At 65.5% G+C, this 19,742-nt stretch carries 14 protein-coding genes; 12 read left to right on the forward strand and 2 right to left on the reverse strand.

Going from position 1 to position 19,742, the window contains the following annotated elements; all coding sequences use genetic code 11:
• The first annotated feature begins 54 nt into the window (after positions 1–54).
• From F3H96_RS24305 to F3H96_RS24355, 12 genes are all read left to right on the forward strand, one after another.
• On the forward strand, positions 55–720 hold the full coding sequence (locus F3H96_RS24305; protein ID WP_149804223.1) for a response regulator transcription factor: 666 nt from the start codon (positions 55–57) through the stop codon (positions 718–720).
• Between the two features lie 22 nt (positions 721–742).
• Positions 743–2,131, forward strand: coding sequence for an ATP-binding protein (locus F3H96_RS24310; RefSeq protein WP_188131512.1), 1,389 nt, complete (start codon positions 743–745; stop codon positions 2,129–2,131).
• Positions 2,128–2,298, forward strand: coding sequence for a hypothetical protein (locus tag F3H96_RS30665; protein ID WP_188131513.1), 171 nt, complete (start codon positions 2,128–2,130; stop codon positions 2,296–2,298). Before F3H96_RS24310 ends, F3H96_RS30665 begins: the two co-directional genes overlap by 4 nt.
• Entirely contained in the window at positions 2,295–2,732 is a 438-nt protein-coding gene (locus tag F3H96_RS24315; RefSeq protein ID WP_149804225.1) for a hypothetical protein, read from the forward strand. Before F3H96_RS30665 ends, F3H96_RS24315 begins: the two co-directional genes overlap by 4 nt.
• Before the next feature lie 108 nt (positions 2,733–2,840).
• Positions 2,841–3,977, forward strand: a complete 1,137-nt coding sequence (gene ccmI, locus F3H96_RS24320) for a c-type cytochrome biogenesis protein CcmI (RefSeq protein WP_149804226.1) — start codon at positions 2,841–2,843, stop codon at positions 3,975–3,977.
• Between the two features lie 5 nt (positions 3,978–3,982).
• Positions 3,983–4,423: a cytochrome c maturation protein CcmE gene (ccmE, locus tag F3H96_RS24325; RefSeq protein WP_149804227.1), complete on the forward strand. Its 441-nt coding sequence runs from the start codon at positions 3,983–3,985 to the stop codon at positions 4,421–4,423.
• A 63-nt stretch (positions 4,424–4,486) separates the two neighbouring features.
• Complete coding sequence (locus tag F3H96_RS24330; RefSeq protein ID WP_149804228.1) at positions 4,487–6,469, forward strand: heme lyase CcmF/NrfE family subunit; 1,983 nt, start codon at positions 4,487–4,489, stop codon at positions 6,467–6,469.
• Complete coding sequence (locus F3H96_RS24335; protein ID WP_149804229.1) at positions 6,466–6,927, forward strand: cytochrome c-type biogenesis protein; 462 nt, start codon at positions 6,466–6,468, stop codon at positions 6,925–6,927. Before F3H96_RS24330 ends, F3H96_RS24335 begins: the two co-directional genes overlap by 4 nt.
• A gap of 276 nt (positions 6,928–7,203) precedes the next feature.
• Positions 7,204–8,757: a Do family serine endopeptidase gene (locus F3H96_RS24340; protein WP_149804230.1), complete on the forward strand. Its 1,554-nt coding sequence runs from the start codon at positions 7,204–7,206 to the stop codon at positions 8,755–8,757.
• Positions 8,758–9,009: 252 nt separating this feature from the next.
• Positions 9,010–9,684: a response regulator transcription factor gene (locus tag F3H96_RS24345; protein WP_042642042.1), complete on the forward strand. Its 675-nt coding sequence runs from the start codon at positions 9,010–9,012 to the stop codon at positions 9,682–9,684.
• 90 nt (positions 9,685–9,774) lie between these two features.
• Complete coding sequence (locus F3H96_RS24350) at positions 9,775–11,253, forward strand: HAMP domain-containing sensor histidine kinase (RefSeq protein ID WP_149804231.1); 1,479 nt, start codon at positions 9,775–9,777, stop codon at positions 11,251–11,253.
• 11 nt (positions 11,254–11,264) lie between these two features.
• On the forward strand, positions 11,265–14,228 hold the full coding sequence (locus tag F3H96_RS24355) for a bifunctional [glutamine synthetase] adenylyltransferase/[glutamine synthetase]-adenylyl-L-tyrosine phosphorylase (protein ID WP_149804232.1): 2,964 nt from the start codon (positions 11,265–11,267) through the stop codon (positions 14,226–14,228).
• Between the two features lie 205 nt (positions 14,229–14,433).
• Here F3H96_RS24355 and F3H96_RS24365 read toward each other — a convergent pair whose 3' ends face one another.
• Positions 14,434–16,755 (reverse strand): PAS domain-containing sensor histidine kinase, encoded by a 2,322-nt coding sequence (locus F3H96_RS24365; RefSeq protein WP_149804233.1) that lies wholly within the window; start codon positions 16,753–16,755, stop codon positions 14,434–14,436.
• A 332-nt stretch (positions 16,756–17,087) separates the two neighbouring features.
• Positions 17,088–19,733 carry an aminopeptidase N gene (gene pepN, locus F3H96_RS24375; protein WP_149804234.1) on the reverse strand — a complete coding sequence of 882 codons (2,646 nt, stop codon included), beginning with the start codon at positions 19,731–19,733 and terminating at the stop codon, positions 17,088–17,090.
• Positions 19,734–19,742 lie beyond the last annotated feature (9 nt).

Genomic DNA, 19,742 nt, shown 5'->3' on the forward strand with positions numbered 1-19,742 from the left:
TTCCCAGGCCGGCGGAATCGGCCTATAGCTCTATCCCCAACAGGCTCAGAAAAAATGCGCGTGCTCGTCGTCGAGGATGACAAGGATCTCAACCGGCAGTTGGCCGATGCTCTGGTCGACGCCGGCTATGTCGTCGACCGCGCCTATGATGGCGAGGAGGGGCACTTCCTCGGCGACACCGAGCCTTACGATGCCGTGGTCCTCGATATCGGCCTGCCGCAGATGGACGGCATCAGCGTCGTCGAGCGCTGGCGCCGCGGCGACCGCAAGATGCCGGTGCTGATCCTGACCGCGCGCGACCGCTGGAGCGACAAGGTGGCCGGCATCGACGCCGGCGCCGACGACTATGTGACCAAACCCTTCCACATCGAGGAGGTGCTGGCGCGGGTGCGGGCGCTGATCCGCCGCGCCGCCGGCCATGCATCGTCTGAGCTCACTTGCGGGCCGCTACGCCTGGACACCAAGGCGTCCAAGGCCGATGTGAACGGCGTGCCGCTCAAACTCACCTCGCATGAGTTCCGGCTGCTCGCCTATCTGATGCATCATATGAACGAGGTGGTATCGCGCACGGAGCTGGTCGAGCATCTCTACGATCAGGATTTCGACCGCGATTCCAACACCATAGAGGTGTTTGTCGGGCGGCTTCGCAAGAAGATGGGCATCGACATGATCGAAACCGTGCGTGGCATGGGGTATCGCATGCGTGAGCCGGAGGCGTGACGCGGAACCGCTGAAGCCAACCATGAGCACGCGGCTTTCGAGGCTGCGGCGCTGGCCGCGCTCGCTGACCTTTCGCGTCATCGGCTTTTCGACCATCTGGGCGATCCTGACGCTTGTGGTCATCTTCACCCTCATCACCACGCTCTACCGCCAGGCCAGTGAGCGCGGTTTCGACAGCCTGCTGTCGGCGCATCTGTTCAACCTGATCGGCTCCGTCGGCATCTCCGACAACGGCGCGCTGACCGGCTCGCCCGACCTCGGCGACCTGCGCTTTTCCCAGCCCAATTCCGGCTGGTACTGGTCTGTCGAGCCTGCCTCCGAAGGCGTGCATGGCGAACTCCATTCCTCTTCGATGACCACCTCGATTCTGTCGCCGAGCGTCGTGGAAGTGCCCTTCAACGCCAACTTCCAGCGCAGCTACTCGATGGAAGGCATCAAGGGCGAGCAGCTCCAGGTTTTCGAGAGCGAGTTCGTTCTGGACGCCAAGAATCGAGCTGCCCGGTTCCGGGTCATGGGCAACCACAGCGAGCTGGAGCAGGAGATCGCAAGCTTCCAGCGCCGCCTGCTCACCTATCTCTCGCTGTTCGGCGCCGGCATGATCGCCATCAACGCCATCGCCATCCTCTTGGGTCTCCAGCCCTTGCGCAGGGTCCGCAATGCGCTCGCCATGGTGCGCGAAGGCACCGCGCAGCGGCTCGACGGCAGCTTCCCGGCCGAGATCGAGCCTCTGGCCAGCGAAACCAATGCGCTTATCGAGAACAACAGACGCATCGTCGAGCGTTCGCGCACCCAGGTCGGCAACCTGGCTCACTCGCTGAAGACGCCGCTTGCCGTGCTGATGAATGAGGGCCGCGCGCTTGGCGGCGTCAAGGGCCAGTTGATCGCCGACCAGGCCGCCTCAATGCAGAAGCAGGTCGACCACTATCTGCAGCGTGCCCGCGTCGCCGCGCAGCGCGACAGCGTCGTCTTCCGTACCCCGGTTTCGCCGCTGGTCGAGCGCCTGGTGCGCGTGCTGCGGAAACTCAACCCGCAAACGAGGCTGACGCTGTCGCTGCCATCGGCGGAGATCGTCTTTGCCGGCGAGCGCGAGGACCTGGAGGAACTGCTCGGCAATCTGCTCGACAATGCGATGAAGTGGGCCAAGAGCGCCGTTGCCGTTTCGGTCGCGCTCTCGCCGGGAATGAGCAACCAGTTCGAAATCGTTATAGAAGATGATGGCCCGGGCATTCCCGAGGACAGCGCGCGAGACGTGCTGAAGCGTGGCAAGAGGCTCGACGAGACGAAGCCGGGAACAGGGCTCGGACTGGCCATTGTCGCCGACCTCGTCAACGAGTATGGAGGCTCGCTGGCGCTGGAGCGGTCCGGCATGGGCGGCTTGAGGGCGCTGGTGAGACTGCGGAGCCTTCAATGATGTTTCTTATGGATTTGCGTGTGGCGGCTGACGGCCAAATTTCCGACAAATATCAACCCTATGGGCTCACCGTCCTCCCCGACAGCGCGGTTCCCAATCCATCTCATTCAAGACGTGCATTCGCTCAAGAAGCTCATTCCGCTCAAGAGAACCGGTTGTTGGCATGAAGATCCGCGTCGCGCTCGTCTCCGCCCTGCTCGCCGTTTCCGGCTGCACGACGCTGAGCAGGGGCGGTCCGACCTCTCCGGTCACGCCTGTGTCCACGCCGCCCGCCGGCGGCAAGGTGTCGACCAGCATCGTATCGGCCATGAATGGCGGGCTTATCGGCGGATCGATCGGCTCGGGCCTGAGCGACGCCGAAAAGCGCAAGGGACTCGAGGCGGAATACAAGGCGCTGGAATACAACACCAGCGGCCAGAAGGTGACGTGGAAGAGCGACAACTCCTCGCATTATGGCGAAGTCGTCGCCGCCCAGCCTTACCGGGTCGGCTCGCAGGATTGCCGCCAGTACACCCACACCGTCTACGCCGGCGGCGCGGGCGTTACCGCGCGTGGCACCGCCTGCCGCAATGCCGACGGCAGCTGGACGCCGCTGACCTGATAAATCGGCCCGATTGATATCGATCAAGGCCGGGCGGCGCGTCCGCCGTCAAAGCGTCGCAGTACGTCCGTGTTGGCAGGGCAAGGCTCTGCCTTTATTGGAAGAACCATGCTGTTCTGGGTCATAGCCGCTATTCTCACGCTGGGCGCCAGCCTGGCGGTGCTGTTGCCGCTTACCGGCAGCATGAAGGGCGCGTCGGCGGCTGGCGATCACGACCTTGAGGTCTATCGCGACCAGCTTTCCGAGCTCGACCGCGACATGGCGCGCGGCCTCATCCAGCCGGGCGAGGCCGAAGAGGCGCGCGCCGAGATCGGCCGCCGCATCCTGCGTCTCGGCGCCGCTGAGCGACAGGACTCCGCCATTTCCGGCCCCTCGCGCGGAGCCAGATTGGTCGCCAGCGTGGCGGTGCTCGCTGTGCCGCTCCTGAGCTGGGGGCTTTACGGCGTGCTCGGCTCTCCCGATCTGCCCTCGCAGCCGCTGGCCGAGCGTCTCGCCAAGAGCCCTGCCGATTCCTCGGTCGATGAACTGGTCGCCCGCGCCGAAGCGCACCTTGCCGCCAATCCGTCGGACGGCAAGGGCTGGGACGTGCTGGCGCCGATCTATCTTCGCCTGCAGCGCTTTCCTGACGCGGTGACCGCCTATCGCAACGCCATCCGCCTCGACGGCGACAGCGCGGTGCGCCAGGCAGGCTTGGGCGAGGCGATTGCCAGCGCCGCCGGCGGGATCGTTTCGGCCGACGCCCAAAATGCCTTCGAGGCGGCTCTGAAACTCGATCCGGACAACGCCAAGGCGAATTTCTACCTGGCGGTCGGCCTCGCCCAGGAAGGCAGGAAGGCCGAGGCCGTCGCCGCCTGGCAAAACATGCTCGGCCAGCTCGCGCCGGATTCGCCCTGGCGCAACGCCGTCCAGCAGGCGCTCGCCGAGGCGGGCGAGCCGGCCGTCGCGACCGGCGCGCCGGCCAATGGTCCGGACGCGCAACAGATGGAAGCGGCACAGCAAATGTCGCCGCAGGACCGGCAGGCGATGATCGAGACCATGGTCGCTGGCCTGGACGATCGCCTGAAGCAGAATCCCCGCGACGAGGAAGGATGGATGCGCCTCATTCGTTCCTATATCGTGCTCGGCAAGGCAGACCAGGCGCGCGAAGCGCTCGGCCGCGCTGTCGCCGCCTTTGGGGCGGACAGCGAACAAGCGAAGAAATTCACTGCCTTCGCCGCCTCGCTCGGCGTGACGGCGACGGAGTAAAGGCAATGACGCGCAAGCAGAAGCGATTGTCGGTGATCCTGGCAGGGTTGGCTTTCCTCGCCGCCGCAGCCGGCCTCACCTTCTATGCGCTTGGTCAGAAGGCGTCCTATTTCTATATGCCGGCCGATCTCGCTGCCGCCAGCGTTCCGCCCGGACAGCGCATCCGCCTCGGCGGTCTAGTCGAGAAGGGCACCATCGTGCGCGGCCAGGGCGCCACTGTCGCCTTCTCGGTCACCGACAAGCAGAAATCGGTCAAGGTCACCTATACCGGCATCCTGCCCGATCTGTTCCGCGAGGAACAGGGCGTCATCACCGAGGGCGCTTTCGGTCCCGACGGCGTGTTCGTCGCCGACAGCGTTTTGGCCAAGCATGACGAGCGCTATATGCCCAAGGAAGTCGCCGACGGCCTGAAGGCCAAGGGCGTCTGGCAGGAAAGCACGAACTGATGAGCAGGTTCCGCAAAAGTGCCAAGCGGTTTTGCGACAAGAACCTGCGGGAACAGGTGACTTTTGGTTGAGACCGGACATTTCGCGCTCGTGCTGGCCTTCGCACTGTCGCTGGTGCAGATGCTGGTGCCGCTCGTCGGCGCCCGCACCGGCAATCAGCGGCTGATGGCGGTCGGCGGCCCGGTCACGGTCACCGGCTTCGCGCTCACCGCGCTGTCCTTCGCCGCGCTTGCAAGCGCCTATGCCGGCTCCGACTTCTCAGTGGCGAGCGTCTGGGAGAACTCCCATTCGCTGCAGCCGATGATCTACAAGATCACCGGCACCTGGGGCAACCACGAAGGCTCGATGCTGCTCTGGGTGCTGATCCTGACCTTCTTCGGCGCGCTCATCGCCGTCTTCGGCAACAATTTGCCGGCGACGCTCAAGGCCAATGTGCTGGCCGTGCAGGGCATGATCGGCGCCGCCTTCTTCCTGTTCATCCTGGCGACCTCCAATCCGTTCACCCGACTGAACCCGGCGCCGATCGAGGGCCGCGACCTCAACCCGATCCTGCAGGACCTCGGCCTCGCCGTCCATCCGCCGATGCTCTATCTCGGCTATGTCGGCTTCTCGATCTGCTTCTCGTTCTCGGTCGCGGCGCTGATCGAGGGCCGCATCGACGCCTCCTGGGCGCGCTGGGTGCGGCCATGGACGCTGGTCGCCTGGATGTTTTTGACCGGCGGCATCGCCATGGGTTCCTACTGGGCCTATTACGAGCTCGGCTGGGGCGGCTTCTGGTTCTGGGACCCGGTCGAAAATGCCTCCTTCATGCCCTGGCTCGCCGGCACCGCGCTGCTCCATTCGGCGATCGTCATGGAGAAGCGCTCGGCGCTGAAGATCTGGACGCTGCTGCTCGCCATCCTCACCTTCTCGCTGTCGCTGCTCGGAACTTTCTTGGTGCGCTCCGGCGTGCTGACCTCGGTGCATGCCTTCGCCACCGATCCGGCGCGCGGCGTCTTCATCCTGTGCATTTTGACATTGTTCATCGGCGGCTCGCTGGCGCTGTTTGCGCTGCGCGCCTCGCGGCTGACCGCCGGCGGCCTGTTCCACCCGATCTCGCGCGAGGGCGCGCTGGTGCTGAACAATCTGTTCCTAACCACGGCGACCGCGACGGTGCTTGTCGGCACGCTCTACCCGCTGGCGCTCGAAGCGCTGACCGGCGGCAAGATCTCGGTCGGCGCGCCCTTCTTCGACCTGACCTTCGGCCCGCTGATGCTGCCGCTCTTGGCGATCGTACCGTTCGGGCCGTTGCTTTCCTGGAAACGCGGCGACGTCATCGCCGCCTCGCAGCGCCTGATGGCGGCCTTCGCCCTGGCGATAGCCGCCATACTCGTCACCGGCCTGTTCATCGATGGAGCCTCGGTGTTCGCAGCACTTGGCGTCGGCCTCGCTGTCTGGCTGGTCGCCGGCGCGCTGACCGATCTTGCCGCCAAATCCGGTTTCGGCGCGGTGGCGCCGGCCATCGTGCTGAGGCGCTTTGCCGGGCTGCCGCGCTCGGTCTTCGGCACCGCGCTCGCCCATCTCGGGCTCGGGCTGACCTTGCTCGGCATCGTCGGCACGCTTTGCTTCGGCACTGAAAAAATCCTCACCATGCGGCCCGGCGAGACGGTGGAGTTGTCCGGCCACACGCTGCGCTTCGAAGGGCTTTCCCCGAGCAAAGGTCCGAACTTCACCGAGGATCGCGGCCGCTTCCTGCTGATCTCGGACGGCAACGAAGATGGCGAGATCACCTCGGCCAAGCGCTTCTATCCGGTCCGCCAGACGGTCACGACCGAGTCCGGCATCAGGACGCTGGGCTTGAGCCAGCTTTATCTGTCGCTCGGCGACGAGAACAAAGATGGCTCCGTCGTCGTGCGCCTGTGGTGGAAGCCGCTGGTGACGCTGATCTGGGGCGGCGGCCTTGTGATGATGGCGGGCGCGGCCATGTCGCTGCTCGACCGCCGCCTGCGCGTCGGCGCGCCGGCAAAGCGGCGCAAGCCGGCCGCCGCGTTGGCGAGCCCGACATGAGGGCGAGATTTTCACTAGCCTCGCTGGTTCTGCTGCTGGCTCTGGTCTTTGCCGGCGCGGCACAGGCGGTGAAGCCCGACGAGGTGTTGCGGGATCCGGCATTGGAGGCGAGGGCGCGTGCGCTTTCGGAAGGCCTGCGCTGCATGGTCTGCCAGAACCAGTCGATCGACGAATCCGATGCCGACCTTGCCCGAGACCTGCGCATCCTGGTGCGCCAGCGCCTCGTTGCCGGCGAGACCGACCAGCAGGTGATGGACTACATCGTCTCGCGCTATGGCGAGTTCGTGCTGCTCAAGCCGCGCTTCAGCCTGCGCAACGCGCTTCTGTGGGGCACGCCGGTGTTGCTGCTGCTGGCCGGCGGCATCTTCATCGTGCTCAGCGCCCGTTCGCGCCGCCCGGTATCGACCACGCTTTCAGCCGAGGAACAGGCCGCGCTGGACAAGATGCTTAGCGATTAGCGCATCGCCGAACTTGATGATTGGCTGCGACCGCTTTCGGATCGTCATTCTATGGTCTGCGCGTGTCGCTTCGCTCCTGCTTCGCCCTGGAATGACGAAGTCGGGTGCTTCTGCCAAGCCTTCGAGCGCGGCCTGCCTATAGCCATCGTCGTCGATCCCCAACATTACAAAATTTTCATGTGCCGGAAATGGCGCCGTAATGTGCGGCTCTCTAATCCTCTTGCCCGAGGATGCTTCGCCTGAGCGCATCCACGTCGATAGAGGATAAGAAACTCCATGAATAACGCCCGCCATTCATTTTCCAGCACCCGAAAGCGCCTGATGGCGGCCGTCGCTTCGCTGGCTGTTATCGGTGCGGTTGGCGCCGGCGCGCTCGCAACCGGCACCGCCCCCGTGCTGGCCGATGCCGTGCGCGTGGATGCCCCGCAGATGCCGAGCTTCGCCGATGTCGTCGAGCATGTTTCGCCGGCGGTCGTCAGCGTCAAGGTCAAGGCCAAGGTCCAGCCGACGGCCGACGACGGCTCCGACGATCAGGACGGCTTCGACAACCTGCCCGACAATCCGCAGCTGCGCCGCTTCTTCAAGGAATTCCGCGGCTTCGGCGACCAGGGCCAGGGCGGCCAGTTCCGCATGCGCCGCTTCAACCACCGCGACCATGGCAATGGCGAGCCGCGCCCAGTCGCGCAGGGCTCGGGCTTCTTCATCTCCGAGGACGGCTACCTCGTCACCAACAACCACGTGGTTTCGGAAGGCTCGAACTTCACGGTCGTCACCAATGACGGCAAGGAGCTCGACGCCAAGCTGATCGGCACCGATTCGCGCACCGATCTCGCCGTGCTCAAGGTCGATGGCGGCGCCAACAAGTTCACCTATGTCGACTTCGCCGACGATTCCAAGGTCCGCATCGGCGACTGGGTAGTGGCCGTCGGCAATCCGTTCGGCCTCGGCGGCACCGTCACGGCCGGCATCGTCTCGGCTCGCGGCCGCGACATCGGCGCCGGCCCCTATGACGACTTCATCCAGATCGACGCTTCGGTCAACCGCGGCAATTCGGGCGGCCCGACCTTCAACCTCAACGGCCAGGTGATCGGCATCAACACCGCCATCTTCTCGCCGTCGGGCGGCAGCGTCGGCATTGCCTTCGACATCCCGGCCTCGACCGCCAAGCAGGTCGTCCAGGACCTGATGAAGAGCGGCTCGGTCCAGCGCGGCTGGCTCGGCGTCGAGATCCAGCCGGTCACCTCCGACATCGCCGAGTCGCTCGGCCTGAAGTCGGACAAGGGCGCGCTGGTCTCGAGCGCCCAGGACGCCGGTCCGGGCAAGAAGGCCGGCATCGTCGCCGGCGACGTCATCACCCAGGTCGACGGCAAGGATGTCGCCTCGCCGAAGGAACTCGCCCGCATGATCGGTGCATTTGCGCCGGGCAAATCGGTCGATGTCACCGTCTGGCGCAACGGCAAGGACGAGACGGTCAAGGTCGATCTCGGCACGCTGCCCGCAAGCGACAAGCAGGCCTCTAACGACGACAACAAGCAGTCGGCGCCCGCGGCCAAGGCCGACACGCTTGCCGATCTCGGCCTGACGGTCACCAAGTCGGAAAACGGCAAGGGCCTCGTGGTCACCGACGTCGATCCCGACAGCGACGCGGCCGACCGCGGCATCCAGCCGGGCGACGTCATCACCTCGATCAACTCGAATGACGTGAACACCACCGACGACGTCTCAAAGGCGATGACGGATGCGGCCAAGGCCGGCCGCAAGGCGGTCCTGATGCAGATCACCCGCGACGACAGCAATCGCTTTGTCGCGCTGCCGGTCGGCAAGGGCTGATTGCGCATGCCCCCGAAAACCGCATGGTTTTCGGAAAGGATCATGCGTCACTAAAGACTTTCGACTTTTCCCTGTGGCGGTATCAACACCCCCGAGCCGCCACCGGGAAAACATGGGGCCGAGCACGCAAGTCAGTCACCGTGTTTCGCTCCTGGCGGCAGCGGGTTTCCCATCACCCGCTGCCGCTTTAACATGAAGGCAGGAGCCATGGCTGCCCCTCAAACTTCCAGTGAAATCGCGTATAACGGCTCCATGAAGATTCTCGTCATGGAAGACGATCGCGAGGCAGCGGACTACTTGCAGAAAGCCTTTGCCGAGGCCGGCCACACCGCCCATGTCGCCGGCGACGGCGAGACCGGCTTCGCGCTTGCCGATGCCGGCGACTATGACGTGATGGTGGTCGACCGCCTCATGCCGCGCCGCGACGGCCTGTCGGTGATCGCAGCCCTTCGCTCGCGTGGCAACACCACGCCGGTGCTGATCCTTTCCGCTCTGGGCGAGGTCGACGACCGCGTCACCGGGCTGCGCGCCGGCGGCGACGATTATCTCACCAAGCCCTACGCCTTTTCCGAATTGCTCGCCCGCGTCGAGGTGCTGAACCGCCGCGCCGGCGCGCGCGAGTCCGAGACCGTCTACCGGGTCGGCGACCTGGAGCTCGACCGGCTGTCGCATTCGGTCAAGCGCGCCGGGCGCGAGATCACGCTGCAGCCGCGCGAGTTCCGCCTGCTCGAATATCTGATGCGCCACGCCGGCCAGGTGGTGACGCGCACCATGCTTCTGGAAAATGTCTGGGACTATCATTTCGATCCGCAGACCAACGTCATCGACGTCCATGTCTCGCGCCTGCGCGGCAAGATCGAGAAAGGCTTCGACAAGCCGATCCTGCACACGATCCGCGGCGCCGGCTACATGCTGAAGGGCGGGTAGAGCATGATCCCGAACCGAAGGTCAGCGAACGCAAAAAGTGGGAACCGGTTTTCGGAGAAGATCATGCTGCAACAAGGGATCTAGGAGCAAATGGCTCTGTCCCTGCCGGCCATCATGAAGACGACGGCGGCCCGGCTTTCGGCGCTTTATCTTCTGCTTTTCGCGCTCTGCGCGGTGCTGCTGGTCTTCTACATGACCTCGCTGTCGGCGCGCATGCTGACCGCTCAGACGCAGGAGACCATCAATGACGAGGTGCTGGGCCTGGCTCGCGCCTACCAGCGCGGCGGCCTGCCGGTTCTGGTGCGCGTCGTCGAGGCCCGTTCGCGCCAGCCAGGCGCCAATCTCTATCTGATCGCCGACGCCAACGGCCAGATCCTGACCGGCAACGTGCAGAGCCTGGAGCCTGGGGTCATCGAGACCGAGGGCTGGACGACGCAGCCGTTTTCCTACCAGCGCTTCGGCGAGGGCGAGCTTGATCGCCTGCGCTCCGGCAACACGGACCAGCCCGCGCCTCCGGCCAATGACGGCAACTCTCCCCAGTCCCAGGGGGAAAAGGGCCACAACGCGATCGCGCTGGTGCTGAGGCTGCCCAACCAGATGATCATGCTGGTTGGCCGCGACCTCGGCGAGCCCGAGCGCTTCCGCGCCGTCATCAGCCGCGCGCTGACGCTGGCGCTGGGCATGATGGGGCTCGGCGGGCTCCTGATCTGGTTCTTTGTCGGGCGCGCCGCGCTGAAGCGCATCGACAGCGTCTCGGATGCAAGCCGTCGCATCATGGGCGGCGATTTGTCCGGACGGCTGCCGGTCACCGGCGCCGGCGACGAATTCGACCGCCTGTCGGCAAACCTCAACTCGATGCTGGCCAGGATCGCCATGTTGAACGAGGGCCTGAAGCAGGTCTCCGACAACATCGCCCATGACCTGAAGACGCCGCTCACCAGGCTGCGCAACCGCGCCGAGGCGACGCTCGCCGGCAAGCACAAGACCGAAGACTACCGCCAGGCGCTGGAAGGCACGATCGCGGAGTCCGACCAGCTTATCAAGACATTCAACGCCATCCTGATGATCTCGCGCCTGGAGGCAGGCTATTCCTCGGAACAGACCGGTCCCGTCGATCTCGCCGCCACGGTGAGCGACGTCGTCGAGCTCTACGAGCCGGTGGCGGAGGAAGCCGGCGTCGTGCTGGAAGCGACCGTGCCCGAGGCCTTCACCATCAACGGCAACCGCGAGCTGATCGGCCAGGCACTGTCCAACATCGTCGATAACGCAATCAAATACTCGACCGACGCCGCCGAGACGCCGAAAGTGCGGGTGGCTCTGGAGCGCGTGAGAAGCGAGATCAAGCTTGCCGTCACCGACAATGGCCACGGCATTCCGGACGACGCCGATCGCGCCCGGGCCACCGAGCGTTTCGTTCGTCTGGAAAAGAGCCGCTCGCAACCAGGCTCGGGCCTGGGCCTCAGCCTCGCCAAGGCAATCATGACTTTCCACAACGGCAGGCTTGATCTTTTGCCCGCCAATCCCGGATTGTCCGTGGTCATGAGTTTCCCGTTACGGGAGACGCATTGACGGCGAGGCCAATGGCGAAGAGACAAGTCGAATCCGAATGGCGGCTTAGCCCGGCACTGGCGCTCCATCCCCTGGACCCGGACCGTGCCCGGCGCGAACTCTCGGAAATCGCCGATGCGGCCGAGGAGGAAGGGCTTTCGCGTCTTGCCGCATTCCTGGCAAGCGAGGGACCGCCGCAGGACCTGCTGGCCGCCGTCTTCGACCTCTCGCCCTTTCTGCGCGATGTGGCGCGCCGCCGGCCGGCAATTCTCGACACGCTGCTCGACGAGCCGATCGAAGCGCGGCTCGGCGCCATCGGCGAGGCGATCAGCGGTGCGGCCACGGCCGACGATGCATCGGAATCGAGCCTGATGATGGCGCTGCGGCAATGGAAGACCGAAGCGCATTTCCTGATCGCGCTGGCAGATCTCTCCGGCGAGGCGAAGACCTCGGCGACGGTGCGCCGCCTCAGCGATCTCGCGGATGCCTGCACATGCGCCGCCGTGGATTTCCTGCTGCTCGACGCGCACCGGCAAGGCAAGCTCAGGCTGCCGAATCCGGTTGAGCCGGCCAGGGATTCGGGCTGGATCCTGCTCGGCATGGGCAAGCTCGGCGCGCATGAGCTGAATTTCTCCTCCGACATCGACCTCGTCGTCTTCTGCGATCCTGAGGCGCCGGCCGTCATCGATCCGCTCGACGCGACGGACCTGTTCTCCAGGCTCACCCGTCGTCTCGTGCGCATCCTGCAGGACCGCACCGAGCACGGCTATGTCTTCCGCACCGATCTGAGGCTGCGTCCCGATCCCGGCTCGACGCCTTTGGCGATCCCGGTCGAGGCGGCGCTTCGCTACTACGAGGCGCGCGGCCAGAATTGGGAGCGGGCCGCCATGATCAAGGCGCGGCCGGTTGCCGGCGACCTTGCCGCGGGCGCAGCCTTTCTCAAGGAATTGCAGCCCTATGTCTGGCGCAAATACATGGACTATGCGGCGATTGCCGACGTCCATTCGATCAAGCGCCAGATCCATGCCCACAAGGGCCATGGCGAGATCGCGGTGAAGGGCCACAACGTCAAGCTCGGCCGTGGCGGCATCCGCGAGATCGAGTTCTTCGTCCAGACCCAGCAGCTCATCGCCGGCGGCCGCTTCCCGGAACTGCGCGGCCGCGAGACGGTACCGATGCTTGGCGCGCTCGCCGCGCGCGGCTGGATCACCGCCGATGCCCGCGATGCGCTCACGCGGCAATACTGGTTCCTGCGCCGTGTCGAGCACGCCATCCAGATGGTAGCGGACGAGCAGACGCACATCCTGCCGGAGAGCGACGAGGAACTGAAACGCATCGCGCTGATGCTGGGCTTTGCCGGCGAGGCGGAATTCACCGAGGCTTTTCGCGCGTCGCTGCAGCAGGTCGAGCGCCACTACGCGGCGCTGTTCGAGACGGCGCCCGAACTATCGGCCGGCGTCGGCAATCTGGTCTTCACCGGCGACGTCGACGATCCCGACACGCTGCAGACCTTGCATCGGCTGGGCTTCCAGCGGCCGAGCGACATCTGCCGCGTCATCCGCGGCTGGCATTTCGGCCGCTACCGCGTCACCCAGTCGGCGGAGGCCCGCGAGAGGCTGACCGAACTCACCCCGGCGCTGCTCAAAGCCTTCGGCCAGACGCGGCGCGCCGACGAGGCGCTGATGCGCTTCGACGAGTTCCTCGCCGGTCTGCCGGCGGGCATCCAGCTTTTCTCGCTGCTGCAATCGAACCCGGCGCTGCTCAAGCTGATGGCGACCATCATGGGGGCCGCGCCGCGGCTGGCGGCCATCATCACGCGGCGGCCGCATGTCTTCGACGGCCTGCTCGATCCGGCGCTGCTCACCGAACTGCCCGATCGCGCCTATCTCTCGGCGCGGCTTGCCGCCTTCATCGACGGCGAACGCGCCTATGAGGATGTGCTCGACCGCCTGCGCATCTTCGCCTCGGAGCAGAAATTCCTGATCGGCGTGCGCCTGCTTGCCGGCTCGATCGATCCCGCGCGCGCCGGCCGCGCCTTTTCCGATCTCGCCGACCTCACCATCGAGGCGGCGCTGAACGCCGTGATCGCCGAATTCGCGCTGCGCCACGGCAGGATCGCAGGCGGCAGGGTGGCCTTGCTCGGCATGGGCAAACTCGGCAGCCGCGAGCTCACCGCGGGTTCGGATGTCGATCTCATCCTGCTCTACGACAATGACGCGGATGCCGAGGAGTCCGACGGCGACAAGCCGCTGGCGCCTTCGCATTACTATACGCGCATGACGCAGCGTCTGATCGCCGCCGTCTCGGCGCCGACGGCCGAGGGCGTGCTTTATGAGCTGGACCTTCGCCTGCGCCCCTCCGGCAACAAGGGACCGGTCGCCACCCATATCGATGCGTTCAAGAAATATCAGCGTCAGGACGCCTGGACCTGGGAGCACATGGCGCTGGCGAGGGCGCGCGCGATCGGCGGCGACGGCGAACTCTGCGCCGAGCTCGATGACGATGTGGCGGCGGTGCTGGCGCAGCCGCGCGACAGCGCCAAGGTGAAGGCGGATGCCTCCGAGATGCGAGGCTTGATCGACAAGGAGAAGCCGCCGCGCGATCTCTGGGACATCAAGCTGATCCCCGGCGGGCTTATCGATCTGGAATTCATCGCCCAGGTCGCCGTCATCACCGGCGCGATTGAACCGGGGAGGCGGGCAACGGCGACGGCGGACCTGCTGGCGCGGCTGGCCCCCGGTTTCGCGGCCGCCGATGTGCGGCAAGAGCTTTGCGATGCCTATCGGCTCTATCAGGCGCTGACCCAGATGATCAGGCTTTGCCTCACCGGCGAGTTCCAGCGCGACGATGTTCCGCCAGGGCTTTCGGATCTGCTTCTGGCTGTCACCGACCTGCCGGATTTCGGCGTGCTGGAAGCGCATCTCAAGGAGACGTCACGGAAGGCTAGGAGGGACTTCGACCTACTGCTTCGCGCTGGCATGCCGAAACACGGTTAAACTGCGTCTCATTCCTTGGCGCCCCCCTCTGTCCTGCCGGACATCTCCCCCACGAGGGGGGAGATTGGCAGCTTCGGCGCCTCGCTCATTCGTTGGAAATTGGCGAAAGCCGGCGTGACATCCGATCTCCCCCCAAGTGGGGGAGATGTCCGGCAGGACAGAGGGGGGCGCTGTCCCGCCAACGTTGCAGATTTTTCAACGAAATTCAGGCCGCCGCCTTCACCGAAGCCGGCGCCTTCTTCAATGGAATGCGCACCGACACGATGGTGCCGACACCTTCGGTCGAGCGGATCTTCAGCGCGCCGCCCTGCAGCTCTGCCAGCGAGCGCGAGATGGCGAGCCCAAGGCCCGAGCCGGTGTGGTTCTTGGAGAACTGGTTCTGCACCTGCTCGAAGGGCCGGCCGAGCTTGCTCAGCGCCGGCTTGGGAATGCCGCAGCCATTGTCCTCGATGGTGAGCAGCAGCGCTCCTGAAGTGTTGCGTGCCCTGACCGTGATCTTGCCGCCCTGTCCGGTGAACTTCACCGCGTTGGAGAGCAGGTTGATGGCGATCTGCTTGATCGCGCGCCGGTCGGCATAGACCCGCATCGAGTCGGCGATGCGCGTCTCGACATTGATCGACTTCTCCGCCGCCTGCAGCGAGATCACCCGCACCGTTTCCTTGATCAGCGGGCAGAGGTCGATCTCCTCGCGGTCGAGCGAGAACTGGCCGGCTTCGATCTTCGACATGTCGAGTATGTCGTTGATGACGCCGAGCAGGTATTTGCCGCTGCCGTTGATGTCGGTTGCATATTCCTCGTAGCGCTCGGAGCCGAGCGGCCCGAACAGGCCCTGCTGCATCAATTCGGAGAAGCCGATGATGGCGTTGAGCGGCGTGCGCAACTCATGCGACATGTTGGCGAGGAATTCGGACTTCGCCCGGTTGGCGGCCTCGGCGCGCTCGGTTTCCTTCATGTATTTGCGGTTGAGCTCGACCAGCTCGCTGGCGCGTTCCTCCTCGGCGCGGCGGGCGAGGCTGAGATCGTGGATCGTCGCCATCAGCCGGCGTTCGCTGTCGACCAGCTTTTCCTGATGCAGCTTGATCTGGGTGATGTCGGAGCCGACCGAGACGATACCGCCGTCGCGGGTCCTGAGCTCGTTGACCTGCAGCCAGCGGCCGTCGGCGAGCTGGCGCTCGAAGCTGACACCGCCCTGCGGCCCATTGGCATTGGCGAGCCTGCGCTCCGAGGCGAAGGCGAGCATTCGTTCCTCCAACGCCTCGCGAAGAACGCCGGGCACGACATCGCGGTCGGATAGCCCGTTGTCCTTCTGGAACTTCGAATTGCACATGATCAGCCGCTCGGCGGCATCCCATAGCACGAAGGATTCGTTGATGTTCTCGATCGCGGTCCTGAGCCGCATGTCGGCCGCTTCCGAGCGCAGCGCCAGATGCCGCTGCTCGGTGACGTCGACTGCGATGCCGATCAATTGGATCTCGGGCGCTTCCGGGTCGATCACCTGGGCCCGGGCCCGCATCCATACCCATTGTCCGTCGGCATGGCGCATGCGGAAAACCTGGTCGATATGGTCGATCTCGCGTTCGACGATGCGGTTGGCGAGCTCGAACAGGTCGCCGTCGTCGGGATGGATGATCTCATCGACCTCGCCGAAGGAGAGCATCGCCTCGCAGGGCTCGTAGCCCAGCATGTCGTACATCGAGCGCGACCAGTACATCTTGCCGCGCACCATGTCCCAGTCCCACAGCCCGCAGCGGCCGCGCACCAGCGCCATGTCGATGCGCTGATGCGCCTCGAGGTAGATGCGGTCCGCCGCCTGCGCCCGCGCGGCCTGGCCGAAATAGGCGTAGAGGATGACGATCAGCACGCCCGCCGTCAGCACGAACAGCGTGACGTTGAGCGACATCGACTTGCGCCAGCTGTCGAACACCGCCTCCTGCGGCACCAGCACGGCCGCCGCGTGTCTGCGGTCGCCGGTCAGGCTGACGGCGGCAAACCAGTCCTGTCCGCCGATGCTGACATCCATCACGCCTGCGTGGTCGCCGAACATGAACAGCGGCTGGCCGCCCAGGACGAGACCGTCGAGCATCCGGCCCTGCCAGCCCGTCGACAATGGCGAGACGGCGATGACCTTGAAGGCAGCGTCGGTGATGGCGAGCACGTGGGCACGGCTCATGGCGCCCTGGCGGCTCGTGTTTTCCAGGAGGTCGACGGCGTTGGCGCCGGCCGCGTTGGGGTCCGCGGTGATCGCCTGCGCCATCTGTCCCGCGGCAAGCGCCAGCACCGCCTTGGCGTCGCGCTCGATCTCGTCATGCTCGTTCATCAGCGACACGAAGCGCACCGCCGCGATGACGATGAGGAAAATGACGATGAGCGCCGGGATCGACCTGCGCAGCAGCGGTTCGGCAGCAAGCAGCCGCTGATAGGTGGGTTCGGCGATCAGGCGCGTGTTGCCGGCAAGTCCATCGCTCCTTGCCTTGCGACGTGCAAACGCCTTCCCTCCGGGCGCGCCCCACGCGTCCGCCTTGGCCATAAATGGCACTCCCCGATTTGCCGCATACTTGGATGATCCGGCTACGCCGCACGCCCGAATCGCCATTAAAGAATCAAAGGCGATTCGCCTTGTCCAGAGGCGCGGGCGAAAAAGATTAAAAATTGATTGAAATTCGTCGAAACTGCCGATCTCCCCCCTCGTGGGGGAGATGGCCGGCAGGCCAGAGGGGGGCGCCGTCCCGCCGGCATATCAACTGTCCAATTGCCTGGCGCTTGTCGGATTTGTGCTCCGGGCCAGAAGGAAAAGCCGCGATCCTTCGCGCCCCCCTCTGCCCTGCCGGGCATCTCCCCCACAAGGGGGGAGATCGCTAATCACGCCAGCGTTCGTTCCACGATATCCCGCAAATCCGCCGACAGGTTCTCAACCTTTGCCATGTCGAGCAGCGCCTGCCTCGCCTTGGCCTGCCGGCCGGGCTCCAGCGAGCGCCAGGACCTGAGCGCCGTCGCCAGCCGTGCCGCCACCTGCGGGTTGCGCTTCTCCACCTCCAGCACCGTCTCGACGAAGAAGCGGTAGCCTTCGCCGTCGGCGCGGTGGAATCCGGTCTGGTTGGCGCTGGAAAAGGTGCCGATCAGCGAACGCACCCGGTTCGGATTGGCGATCGAGAAAGCCGGATGACGCGTGAGCTCGCGCACTTTTTCGACGGTCTTCGCACCGGGCACGCCGGCCTGGATCTGGAACCACTTGTCCAGCACCAGCGCGTCGCCGCGATAGCGTGCCTCGAAGGCGGTCAGCGCATCGTCGGCCTCGGCCGTGCCTGAATGGCGGTGCGCCAGCACGGCGAGCGCCGCGGCACGATCGGTCATGTTGGTGGCGCAAGTGAAGTGCCGCGCGGCGAGGGCGGCACCGCCAGGCAGCAGCGAAAGATAGTCGAGCAGGATGTTGCGCAGCGCCCTGCGCCCCGCGCTCGCCGCGTCCGGGCTGAACGGACCCTTGTCGGCAAGGCCGTCATAGAGCGCCAGGAAGGCCTCGCGGTTTGCCTCGGCGATCGCCCGCGCCAACGCCTCGCGCGCGGCGAAGATGGCGTCGGGGTCGATGCCCTTGCCGATGTCGCGGGCGATGTCTGCCTCGCCGGGCAGCGCCAGCGCCAGCGCCCGGTAGGCCGGCTCCAGCGCCTCGTCGCCGGCGATGCTGCCGGCAAGCTCGGCGAGCCGAGCCGCAAAGACCGGCTGCTTGCCGCCGAGGATCTGGCGGAAGGCCGCGATCAGCGCGTCGGTCAGCAGCGTGTTGAACGCCTGCCAGCGCGAGAAGGCGTCGCTGTCATGCGCCGCGAGGAAGAACTGGTCGTCGGCCTTCTGCTGCACCGAAATCGTGATCGGCGCCGAGAAGCCGCGGTTGAGTGACACCGAAGGCCGCTCCGAAACGCCGGAGAAGCGGACCGTGTGCCGGCGCTTGCGGATATGGATGAGGCCGTCATCCACCGCAGCGCCCTCTACGGCCGTCCACGCGACCGGGCTGCCGTCGGCGCCGACAAGGCCGAAGGCCAGTGGAATATGCATCAGCCGCTTGCGGCTTTCCGACGGCGTCGGCGGCACCGACTGCTCGATCTCCAGCGAGAACTCCTTGGCCGCGGCGTTGTGCGTGGACCTGACCGTCAGGTTCGGCGTGCCGGCCTGATGATACCAGAGCGCGAATTGCGCGAGGTCTCTGCCGGAGACATCCTCGAACACTTTCAGGAAATCCTCGATCGTCGCGGCCTCGCCGTCATGCCGCTCGAAATAGAGGTCCATCCCGGCGCGGAAGGTTTCTGGCCCCAGCATGGTCCGGATCATCCGCACCACTTCCGAGCCCTTCTCGTAGACGGTCGCCGTGTAGAAGTTGTTGATCTCGCGGTAGCGGCGCGGCCTGACCGGATGCGCCAGCGGCCCCTGGTCTTCCGGGAACTGGTGCGCGCGCAGCGTGCGCACCTCGGCGATGCGCTTGACCGCCCGCGAGCGCTGATCGGCGGAGAACTCGTGGTCGCGGTAGACCGTCAGCCCTTCCTTCAGGCAGAGCTGGAACCAGTCGCGGCAAGTGATTCTGTTGCCAGTCCAATTGTGGAAATATTCATGCGCGATGATCGCCTCGATGTTGGCGAAGTCGGCGTCGGTCGCCGTCTCCTCGTCGGCCAGCACATATTTGTCGTTGAAGACGTTGAGGCCCTTGTTCTCCATCGCGCCCATGTTGAAGTCCGACACGGCGACGATGTTGAAGACGTCGAGGTCGTATTCGCGGCCGAAGGCTTCTTCGTCCCATTTCATCGAGCGTTTCAGCGCGTCCATCGCATAGCCGGCAAGCCGTTTCTTGCCGGGCTCGACATAGATGCCGAGCTCGACGTGTCGGCCGGACATGGTGGTGAAGCTGTCCGCCAGCTTGCCGAGCGCGCCCGCCACCAGCGCGAACAGATAGCAGGGCTTCGGAAAGGGATCGTGCCAGACGGCATAGTGCCAACCGTCGGCGAGCGTGCCGCTTTCGACCGGATTGCCGTTGGAAAGCAGCAGCGGCGCCTCGTTGTGGGGGGCTTCGATGCGCACGGTGTAAACCGACAGGATGTCGGGGCGGTCGAGGAAATAGGTGATGCGGCGAAAGCCCTCGGCCTCGCACTGCGTGCAATAGACGTTGTTGGAGCGATAGAGACCCATCAGCGCCTCGTTGCGCGCCGGCGCGACCTCGGTCTCGAGGCGAAGCTCGAAGCGCTGCCCCGCCGGCGGCTTCAGGATCGTCAGCCGGTCCGGCGTCGCCTCGTAGTCGCTGGCCGGAAGCGTGTGCCCGTCGACGGCAACGCCAAGCAGCGTCAGCCCGTCGCCATCGAGCACCAGCGGCGCCGCGGCGGCGACGCCCTCGCGCCGCTCGATCGTGAGCAGCGCGGTGACATGGGTCGCGTCCGGCGACAGGCGGAAGCCGAGGCTGGTCCTCGGGATGAGATAGTCGCTGGGGCGATAGTCTTCGAGCTTGAAGACATGGCCGGTATCCGTGCGCATTCCTTGTGC

The sequence above is a fragment of the Mesorhizobium sp. NFR06 genome (assembly GCF_900115245.1).
In the GTDB taxonomy this organism is placed as follows: Bacteria; Pseudomonadota; Alphaproteobacteria; order Rhizobiales; family Rhizobiaceae; genus Mesorhizobium.